General features: G+C 63.2%; 10 protein-coding genes. 5 read left to right on the top strand and 5 right to left on the bottom strand.

The genetic code is table 11. The annotated features are described in order from the left end of the window. Window positions 1-2: 2 nt before the first annotated feature. Window positions 3-734 (bottom strand): Crp/Fnr family transcriptional regulator, encoded by a 732-nt coding sequence (locus WBP07_RS02400; RefSeq protein ID WP_395394048.1) that lies wholly within the window; start codon window positions 732-734, stop codon window positions 3-5. Between the two features lie 401 nt (window positions 735-1,135). Between WBP07_RS02400 and WBP07_RS02395 the strand changes: the two genes are divergently transcribed. The 3 genes from WBP07_RS02395 to WBP07_RS02385 all read left to right on the top strand — a co-directional run bounded on the left by WBP07_RS02395 (window position 1,136) and on the right by WBP07_RS02385 (window position 4,812). Beyond that, window positions 1,136-3,709 (top strand): HWE histidine kinase domain-containing protein, encoded by a 2,574-nt coding sequence (locus WBP07_RS02395; RefSeq protein WP_395394047.1) that lies wholly within the window; start codon window positions 1,136-1,138, stop codon window positions 3,707-3,709. 124 nt (window positions 3,710-3,833) lie between these two features. Beyond that, window positions 3,834-4,235 carry a hypothetical protein gene (locus WBP07_RS02390; RefSeq protein ID WP_395394046.1) on the top strand — a complete coding sequence of 134 codons (402 nt, stop codon included), beginning with the start codon at window positions 3,834-3,836 and terminating at the stop codon, window positions 4,233-4,235. Window positions 4,236-4,359: 124 nt separating this feature from the next. Further along, the gene (locus WBP07_RS02385; RefSeq protein ID WP_395394045.1) at window positions 4,360-4,812 is read left to right on the top strand and encodes a hypothetical protein; all 453 of its coding nucleotides are present in this window, start codon (window positions 4,360-4,362) and stop codon (window positions 4,810-4,812) included. Window positions 4,813-4,842: 30 nt separating this feature from the next. On the opposite strand, the gene WBP07_RS02380 is transcribed toward WBP07_RS02385, so the two are convergent. Next, window positions 4,843-5,841 (bottom strand): DNA topoisomerase IB, encoded by a 999-nt coding sequence (locus WBP07_RS02380; protein WP_395394044.1) that lies wholly within the window; start codon window positions 5,839-5,841, stop codon window positions 4,843-4,845. A 133-nt stretch (window positions 5,842-5,974) separates the two neighbouring features. Between WBP07_RS02380 and WBP07_RS02375 the strand changes: the two genes are divergently transcribed. Both WBP07_RS02375 and WBP07_RS02370 read left to right on the top strand, forming a co-directional pair. After that, on the top strand, window positions 5,975-6,457 hold the full coding sequence (locus WBP07_RS02375) for a hemerythrin domain-containing protein (protein WP_395394042.1): 483 nt from the start codon (window positions 5,975-5,977) through the stop codon (window positions 6,455-6,457). A gap of 154 nt (window positions 6,458-6,611) precedes the next feature. Continuing rightward, window positions 6,612-7,076 carry a pyridoxamine 5'-phosphate oxidase family protein gene (locus WBP07_RS02370; protein ID WP_395394041.1) on the top strand — a complete coding sequence of 155 codons (465 nt, stop codon included), beginning with the start codon at window positions 6,612-6,614 and terminating at the stop codon, window positions 7,074-7,076. A gap of 88 nt (window positions 7,077-7,164) precedes the next feature. On the opposite strand, the gene WBP07_RS02365 is transcribed toward WBP07_RS02370, so the two are convergent. The 3 genes from WBP07_RS02365 to WBP07_RS02355 all read right to left on the bottom strand — a co-directional run bounded on the left by WBP07_RS02365 (window position 7,165) and on the right by WBP07_RS02355 (window position 8,798). Then, window positions 7,165-7,575 carry a DUF2501 domain-containing protein gene (locus WBP07_RS02365; protein WP_395394040.1) on the bottom strand — a complete coding sequence of 137 codons (411 nt, stop codon included), beginning with the start codon at window positions 7,573-7,575 and terminating at the stop codon, window positions 7,165-7,167. An 85-nt stretch (window positions 7,576-7,660) separates the two neighbouring features. Next, on the bottom strand, window positions 7,661-8,086 hold the full coding sequence (locus WBP07_RS02360) for a response regulator (protein WP_395394039.1): 426 nt from the start codon (window positions 8,084-8,086) through the stop codon (window positions 7,661-7,663). A 46-nt stretch (window positions 8,087-8,132) separates the two neighbouring features. Further along, complete coding sequence (locus WBP07_RS02355; protein ID WP_395394038.1) at window positions 8,133-8,798, bottom strand: sigma-70 family RNA polymerase sigma factor; 666 nt, start codon at window positions 8,796-8,798, stop codon at window positions 8,133-8,135. Between the last annotated feature and the right edge of the window lie 451 nt (window positions 8,799-9,249).

The following is a 9,249-nucleotide window of genomic DNA, read 5'->3' as shown; positions in this document are numbered from 1 at the left end:
CTTTACCCGCCTTCGCGCGGGTAGACGCCTTCCAGCACGCGGTCGAAGTGGCTCCGCACGTGGTCGTTGCAGGAGCAGGCCCGATCGCTGAGCCCGGCACGGTCGAGGATGGAAATTCCGCCGCGCCGGGTGCGCAGCAGCCCGTCGCGCTTGAAACGCTGGAGCACGCGGCTGGCATAGCTGCGGCCGATCCCCATCATGGAAGCCAGTTGCTCCTGCGTCATCGTTACGTCGTCGCTGCCGATCCGGTCCACCGCCGCCCCCAGCCAGCGTGCGGCGCGCTGCTCGATGGTGTGGACGGCGTTGCAGGCGATCGACTGGAACACTTGCGCCATCACGCAATCGGCATAGCGCGCGAAAAGGTTGGCGATGGCCGGCGATTGCGCCTTGATATCTTCCAGTTGCCGCGTCGGGATCCGCCAGAAACGCCCGGCATGCAGCACCCCGGACCGGGCGAAGGCCGGCAGATGGCCCATGCTGACCACCCCGCCAAGCGCCCCTTCGCGGCCGACCAGAATGGTCTCCACCTCGATCCCGCTGTCCAGTTCGATGAAATAGGAACAGACCGCCGCGCCGCGCGGAAGGTAGCAGAATTCCACAAGATCGCCGGGCCGGTAGATCACGTCTCCGGCCGAGAGCTTGAGATCGGCCAGGTGCGGCTCCAGTATAGCGCGGTCCCCCGGGCGCAGCGCCCGAAGGAGATCGCTGTCTTCTTGAACGACCTGTACGTCCATGTCCGAAATCCCTGAACTCGCTCGCTTTTCGATGGTGCCGGCCGGTCAGCCGGTTCTTTGGCGGCCCTGTGAGCGAGACAACCCGGAACCTGCCTTCGGGTTCCGTTCACTTGTGAACAGACGTGAACGCTTCGCGTCGTTAAGACCGTATTCCTGAACCCCGACGCGGCTGGGCACGGTTTTTCTTCGGCCCACGGAAGATCGATGTGTTACGCGGGAACACAAATGCCTGGCGAGAGTTTTGAGGCGCTGGAGAGCGGCATCGGGTCAGCAGACGTGCATGTTTTATTCTTATGATTCCGGGCCTTCGGTCCTAAGCGAGTTGCCGATGCAAACTGAGCACAAGATCACCGCAATGGCCGCACCGGCACCAAGGCCGCCGCGCGCCGGGTCCATCGTCGATGGCTGACGGCACCCATCCGGTCGATCTGGACACCTGCGAGCTGGAGCCGATCCATATAATCGGGCGCATCCAGAGCTTCGGGTGGCTCATCTCGTTTTCCAGCGACTGGATCATCAATCACATCTCGCTGAATTGCGAAGCGCTGTTCGGCAAGGATCCGCACGCGATGATCGGCGTGCCGGCCACGCAGTTCCTCTCCCCCAGCGCGCTGCACGACGTGCGTTCGCGCATGCAGGTGCTGGGCGGCGGCGCCAGCGTGGAACGCATCTTCGAGGTCGATCTGGTGGGCGACGGGCGGCTGTTCGACCTGGCCCTGCACATGTCCGGCCGCTCCTGCGTGCTGGAAATCGAGCCGCGCGAGCCGGGCAAGCGGCGCGATTTCGTCAGCTACGTGCGCCCGATGATAGAGCGGCTGCGCGCCGCGCCCACGCTGGAACAGCTTTGCGCCAACGCCGCGCGTCACTTGCGCGCATTGACCGGGTTCGACCGGGTGATGATCTACCGCTTCGAAGGGGACGGCGCCGGCGAAGTGGTGGCCGAAAGCCTGAACGGCATGGTGGACAGCTTCCGCGGCCTGCACTTTCCCGCTTCGGACATTCCGGCCCAGGCGCGGCGGCTCTATACCCGCAACCTGCTGCGCATCATTTCCGATATCGACGATCCCACGGTGCCGATCTTCCCGGCCACCGGGCCGAGCGGCGATCCGCTGGACCTTTCCATGTCCGGCCTGCGCGCGGTTTCGCCGATCCACATCGAATACTTGCGCAACATGGGTGTGAAGGCGTCGATGTCCGTCTCCATCATGCGGCGGGGCAAGTTGTGGGGGTTGATGGCCTGCCACCACTATTCGCCGCTGACGCTGTCCTATTCCGCGCGCACCGCCAGCGAGCTGTTCGGCGAATTCTTCGCCTATCTGCTGGAGCAGAAGGAAACCGACTTCGCGCTGGAACGCCGCGCCGCATCGGTGCGCCTGCATGATGAGATCATGGCCCGCGTCGCCGCCGGCGGATCGCTGCTGGAAGCGTTCGAGGATTTCGGCGATGCGATCCACCGCGTCATCCCGTTCGACGGCGTGATCGGCTGGGTGGACGGGCACTTCGCCGCGCGCGGATCCACCCCCGATCAGGCGCAGTTCGTCGAACTGGCGCGGTTCCTGAACACGGCCGGCGCCAGCACCGTCTGGTCCACCGACACGATCACCCGCGCGTTCGAGCCGGCGGAAGAGTGGGCGGACAAGGCAGCAGGCCTGCTTGCCCTGCCGGTCAGCCGCACCCCGCGCGACTACATCGTGCTGTTCCGCCGCGAACAGCTGCGAGAGGTGAACTGGGCCGGCAATCCGGAAAAGAACATCGAACTGGGGCCCAACGGCCCGCGCCTCACCCCGCGCAAGAGCTTCGACATCTGGAAGGAAGAGCGGCGCGGCCAGTCCCGCCCGTGGAGCGAGGATGAGATCCAGGCGGCGGAATCGCTGCGCGTCACCCTGCTGGAAGTCGTGCTGCGCCTGGCCGATGCCGTCCATGCCGAACGGGAACAGGCGAGCCGCCAGCAGGACATGCTGATTGCGGAACTGAACCACCGCGTGCGCAACATCCTCAACCTCATTCGCGGGCTGGTGACGCAGAGCAAGGAAGGCGCCAGCACGATAGACGAATTTGCGGACATCGTCGGCAGCCGCATCCATGCCCTTGCCCGCGCGCACGATCAGGTGACGCAGAAGGACTGGTCCCCCTCCTCGCTCTACGAATTGATCCGCACGGAAGCCGCCGCCTATGCCGGCCCCCATGCGGACGACAGCGCGGACCGCGTGGAGATCACCGGCCTCGACGCGCTGATCGCGCCCGGCGCCTTCACCACGCTGGCGCTCGTCTTCCACGAGTTGACCACCAATTCGGTGAAGTACGGCGCGCTGTCGGACGTACGCGGCACCGTGGCGGTCACGCTGGAACGCGACGAAAGCGGCGCGCTGGAAATCGACTGGCGCGAAGTGGATGGCCCCCCGGTCGTCCCGCCCACCCGGCGCGGCTTCGGATCGACGATCATCGAACGCACGATCCCGCACGAACTGGGGGGATCGGCCACGGTCGCGTTTCCCGCGACGGGCCTTCATGCTCGCTTCGTGCTGCCTTCCGAACATATCGCCGCTTTCGACAAGCCGGCGGCAGAACCCTCCGGGACCAAAGTGCTGCCCGCGCAGGAAGCCCGTTTTTCCGCCGCGCTTCACGCCGGCGCCGCCATGGTGGTGGAGGACAACGTCATCATCGCGATGGAAGCGGAAGACGTGCTGCGCGACCTCGGCTTCGAGGATTGCCGCATCGCCGGCACCGTGGCCGATGCCCTTGCCATGGTCGAAACCGGCGAAATCTCGTTCGCTATGCTCGACGTCAATCTGGGCAAGGACACCAGCGAGCCGGTCGCCCATGCCTTGCGCGAGAGAGGCGTCCCGTTCATTTTCGCGAGCGGCTACGGAGAACGCTCCATGCTGGCGGAAGTCTTCGCCCAGGTTCCCGTCGTCACCAAGCCTTATGGCAAGCGTGACGTACAAGTCGCCATGGCGCGGCTTGCGACCGAATAAGCGCGCCGGCCTGCATCCGGTTTATCGGAACCGGGCATGCCCGCTTTCATGATGTTAATCTATAAGCCGCTGTTCCGGACACGCCAACGTTGCGGACGTTGCTACATTGATGAATGGTCGCTCCATGGCGGCGATAGATGATTGCGATTGGAGTCTTTCCAACCCCGGACCAGACGAACTTATCGTCTGGCTTGAGCCATGGGCTGAAGAGCTTGTGATCCCGGCCAGGTCCAACGTCGCGTTGAAGGCGGTAGGCGGATCCGAGACGCAGGCACTGAGCGACATCGAGTGGGCGTCTGATCATATCGTCGTTTGGGCAAATGCAACTACGGTGGAAGCCTTCGTCGATGGCGTTCTTCAGGACACAACTTCAGCGGTCGTTCCAATACCCGCGGGCCTGAGCAAAGAGATATTGACGGCCCTGTTCGCGGATCAGCCTTCCGCTCGTCTTGGCGGAGCGGCGAACTCTGAAATCGCTCCCACTCCGTGGTGGAAACGGCTTCGAACCAAATTTCGTTTGGGTTGACGTCCGCATTCCCCAACTGCCGAGCGACTTTCTGCCGTTCCGGAATCGCCGACTGAGGCGTCCGGAGCAATTGCCAGAATGCGGACGTCCGTCCATACACCGAGCAAATGCTCAATAGGCCGCGATGCAGATGATGGATTTCCCCGAAGGCCTTATAAATCTCTACCTTACTGAAATCGGCGAGCCATCCGAAAATAGTCTACGGATAGTTGTGGCCGAAGGCGTCCTTGGAATACCATCGCCAATAAAAATCGGAAATATCGATCTTGGTGAAGGCCACCCCATCGAGTTGAATAGTGATAGCCGCTATTTTGAGATAAATTGGGACGATTATGTCGCATATGCTGTCCGCAATGAGAGCTTCTGGAAAGCAGAGCCCAATGAGCCGCAGATGATCAATCATCTTTACATGCGCGCCGATTCTGCATTTCTTGAGTTCGTTTCCACAACCACATTTGCTGACAACGATTACCCCGGTCCACTACGGCATTGGGCTCTGAGCACGCTGACCCACTGTGTCGATGTAGTGAGTGTCCGACCACCGCGGGTTCGGCAATTTAATGCGAAGGGCGGCTAATGCCGTTTCATTGCAAGTAGGCGACGTCCGCTAGCCCCAACTGGCCGCCGGTGGTGCCGCTTCCAGAAAGGCGATCAGGCCGCGCTCCTCTCGCGTCAGCCATTGGGTGCGGCGTGGTAGGCGGGCGGGGAGTTCGGGCACCGGATCGGTCTGGCGCACCAGCGCGATCAGGGCCGGATGAACGTAGGACTTGCGGGCGATGGCGGGCGTGTTGCCCAGCCGATCGGCCACTTCCTCCAGCATCGTCTTCAGGTTCGTGCCCGGCTCCTGCCAGAGCCGGGCGAAAGCGATCGTGCTGGCGGCGAAAGTGCGGAAATCCTTGGCGGAAAAGTCCTCCCCCATGGTTTCGTGGAGATAGGCATTGACGTCCTGCGACCCCACCGGAACCGCGCAGCCTTCCTCGTCCAGATACTGGAACAAGTGCTGGCCCGGCAGGTCCTGCATGCGGCGCACGCAGGAAACCAGCGCGCGGTTGGCGCTGATCACCTCTCGCAACTTGCCGTGTTTGCCGCGAAAGCGCAGGCGCAGCTTGCGTCCATCCAGCGTGGCGTGGCGCATGCGCAGCGTGGTGGCGCCGAAGCTCTTGTTGGCGGCGGCATAGCGTTCGTTGCCGATGCGGATGGCTTCTGCATCCAGCAGCGCCACGATCGAGGCCACCGCCCGTTCCCGGCACAGGGTGGAGCAGGCCAGATCGCGCGCGACGCGTTGGCGCAGGCCCGGCAGGGCGTGGCCGAACGGCGCACAGCGGTCGAACTTGCGGGCATCGCGGTCCGCGCGCCATTCGGGGTGATAGCGATACTGCTTGCGTCCGCGCGCGTCGAAACCGGTGGCCAGCAAGTGTACTTCCGGCTCCGGCGAAAACCAGCAATCGACATAGGCAGGCGGCAGGGCAATGCGGTTGAGGCGGTCGATCTCTTCGCGTTCGGTAATGCGGGCACCATCGGGATCGAAATAGGCCCATTTGCCCGCGCGCGTTCGGCGGCGGGTGATGCCGGGAACGTCGGGATCGGCAAAGCTCAGGAGCGGCATCGGCGGAACGGGCTCTTTCAACGACTGCCCGATGAAAACGCACCAACCGGCGCGAGGTTGTCGGCCGCAGGAAACCTTGCCTTGCCCCGATCGGTTTTCCAGCCATGCGAACCATTCCGAAAGGACCGAGACAATGGCCGATGCCCGCATCTTCAACGTTCTGAAGCACGATCACGACCGCCACCGCCAGATGCTGGCCCAGCTTGCCGAAACGCATGGCGACAGCGCCGAGCGCCGCGACCTGTTCGAAGCCTTGCGCCGCGAACTCCAGGCCCATGCCGCCGCAGAGGAGGAGACGCTCTACGCGACGATGCTGGCCCAACCGGACTTGCGCGACGATGCCCGCCATTCGGTCTCGGAACACAAGGAGATCGACGATTTCCTGGGCGAACTGGTCGAAACCGAAATGAGTTCACCTGGCTGGCTGGTGAAGTTCAAGGAGATGCGCCACCGCTATCTCCATCACATTGACGAGGAAGAGGAAGAGATGTTTCCCACCGCCGCCAAGGCCTTGTCCGCAAAGGCCGAACACGAGATGGCGGCGCGCTTCGAAAAGCGCAAGCCACGGGAATTGCAGGCCGCCGCCCACGAACTTCCCGGCGATGCGCGCGAATAGGCAAAGTACAGTGTCCAGCAATCTCCGGCCATGCCTTTCTATTGAAGCCGGCCGGAAGCTGCGCCGTTACATGACCTTTTCTTCTGGATTCCGCACTGACCGGGAACGCGGCCAGTCTTCATGACGTTTTCTTCGTGACCGAGAGGAGACAGTCATGGAATCCAATGTACGCGAGACGTTCTGGAAAGCCTTTTCCGTCAGCCCGATAGCGATGATACGGCTGGAAGGCGCGCCCTGCCATGCGGAGCCGATGACTGCCCTGCTTGACAAGGAAGCGCATCACGCGGTCTGGTTCGTCTGCCGCCGCGACAATCGCATCGCCAAGGGCGGAAGGGCGATGGCCCAGGTCGTCACGCTGGGCCATGAAGTCTTCGCCTGCGTTGCCGGCGCGCTGCTGGAAGAAACCGATCCCGCCGAGCGCGACCGGCACTGGAACAAGGCCGTGGAAGCCTGGTTTCCGGACGGAAAGAACGATCCGGCCGTGATCATGCTGCGTTTCGAAGTGGATGACGCCGAAGTCTGGACAATGGACATGGGGATCAAGGGCGTATTCCGCCTCGCCACCGGTGGCACGATCGATCCCGCCCGCGTGGGCGAGCACGAAACCGGCGTGGTCTGAAAGTCCGATCTGACGAAACAGCGAACCGCGAGCCCGGCCCTTGCCGGGTTCGCGGTTTCGCGTTTTGGGCTAGAAGCCGGCGCGGCCCCTAGAGCAGCGACCGGGACTGCTTCAGCACCATGTCACAGGCCTTCTGCCGCACTTGCTTGGGCGCTTTGTCCAGCGAAAAGCTCTTGCCGTCGCCGGTCAGGATATTGCCTGAAGAGCCTGAAGTATAGCTGCTGCTGTCAGTCGATACGTCGGGCTTCTTGGTCAGCGCCGAATAGACCGAATTGCTCTGGGCGGAATCGATCAGCTTGTTCTTGGCGCAGTAGGTAAGCACGCCCGCCGCATTGCTGCCGCCCATCGTCGCAAGGTCCGGAACGGCGCTGGGGACCTTCGGGACCTGGGCACCCGCCCCGGTGGCCGACAGCATGGCGAGGCAGAGCGGCGCAAGCATTCGCGCGGCCGCGAACGCGGGAGCGCTATGGGGGGCGCTATGGAACGTGATCGCTTTCATGGGCTGCTTCCCTTGTTGAAACCGGAAAAGCCCCCCGCACCTCTATCTCGATACGCGATTTCGCGGCATCGCGCAGGCCAGCCGGCTATCGCGCTTGCACGGTCGCCGGCTGCAGTGGCTCAAGCCCGCGCGGCCAGGATGCGTCGGGGCACCCGGCCAGCGCATAGGCCACCGCCGAAAGGATCGCCTCACGCGAGAAAGGCTTCTGGACCACGCCCACCGCAGTCGGCGCGGGGCAATCGATCTGCCCCGGATTGGCCGTGACGTAAATCACCCGCGATCCAAACTTCACGGCGATTTCCCGGGCGATAGCAGGGCCGGTGAGCCCGTCGCGCAGGTTCAGGTCTACCAGCGCCACGTCCGGCGCTTCGCCCAGCATGGCAACAGAGGCGGCATCGGGATAAGTGCCGAGCACCGCGTGCCCACCGTCGGAAAGGATATCCTCCAACTGGAGGGCGAGCAGAAACTCGTCCTCCACGATAAGGACTTTCGCTCCCCCGACGGCTTCCATCGAAGCCCCCCCTGCTGCTATCTGGCCCAAGACACGGCAATCCTTGTCATGCGGCGAGTTCGGATCTCTCGTCGGCGTTGGCGATCTTGACCAGCTCTTCGAAGAAGGCATCCACGGCCTCTCCGGTCAAGACGAAATTGTGGCGAAAATCCGGGAGCTGTCCGGATTCGAGAACTTTTGCCAGCATCGCGCGGGCGCGGCAGATCCGGCTCTTCACGGTGCCAAGGGCGATGCCGCAGATCCGGGCGATCTCCTCGTAGGAAAGATTGCCCGCGGCGACCAGGATCAGCGCCTCGCGATAGGTTTCGGGAATGGTGGTCAGCGCGCGCAGCACGTCGGCCAGTTCCACACTGCTTTCCTGGCTGGCTTCGGCGCAGAGAATGCGCTCGGCAGCCACTTCGTCATAGTCGCCATGGAAGCGGGCGCGGCGCGCCTCGCTGTAGAAATGGTTGCGCAGGATCGTGAAGGTCCAGGCCTTGAAATTGGTGCCCGCCGCATAGCGTTCGCGGGCCGCCCAGGCGCGCAGCATCGTTTCCTGCGCCAGATCGTCCGCCCGGTCGCGGCAGCCGCACAGGCCGCGCGCAAAAGCACGCAGATGCGGCGCCACTTCTGCCAGGGCGCGCTTGAAATCACTGTCTGAAAGACGAACTACCACCTGCGCCGCTTCCGCCCGGCGCTCCGTCTGTGCCCCTGCTTCGATCGTTCCAGCCATCGCGATACCCTCCATGTCTGTCGTCCGCTTCGGGATCAGTGCAGGGCAAACGCACGCAACTCGCGGAAAGTTCCTGAAAACGTATGCGCTGCATCGCCATTCTGCCGCAGGGGACACTCGGACGGACGCATTGGCCACGAAGCGCGTTGCGCGAAAAATTACACATAGGCCGGGAACAACAGCCCCCGGGAACGATTGAGGCCAGCAAGCATGACGCCTGAACCCAAACCGGACCGAAAGAAGCTTGGCCAAAAGACCCTTGGTCAAAACAACGACGGCCGAAACGAAAAAGGCCCCCGCCCACTTCTTTCGGTGGACGGAGGCCTTTGGGATCGGATCACCACCGGTTTGCGGGGGGTGGGGAGCCAGTGGTGATACCGTTGGAACGTGCAAACGCTTCGCCGGTTCCCGACCGAATGGCATTGTGCGAAAAAATTTTGGTGTTGCCCTC

Origin of the sequence: Novosphingobium oxfordense, assembly GCF_044029435.1 — a bacterium.
In the GTDB taxonomy this organism is placed as follows: Bacteria; Pseudomonadota; Alphaproteobacteria; order Sphingomonadales; family Sphingomonadaceae; genus Novosphingobium.
The sequence above is the reverse complement of the archived record's forward strand: the minus strand, read 5'-3'. Positions and strand labels throughout refer to the sequence as shown.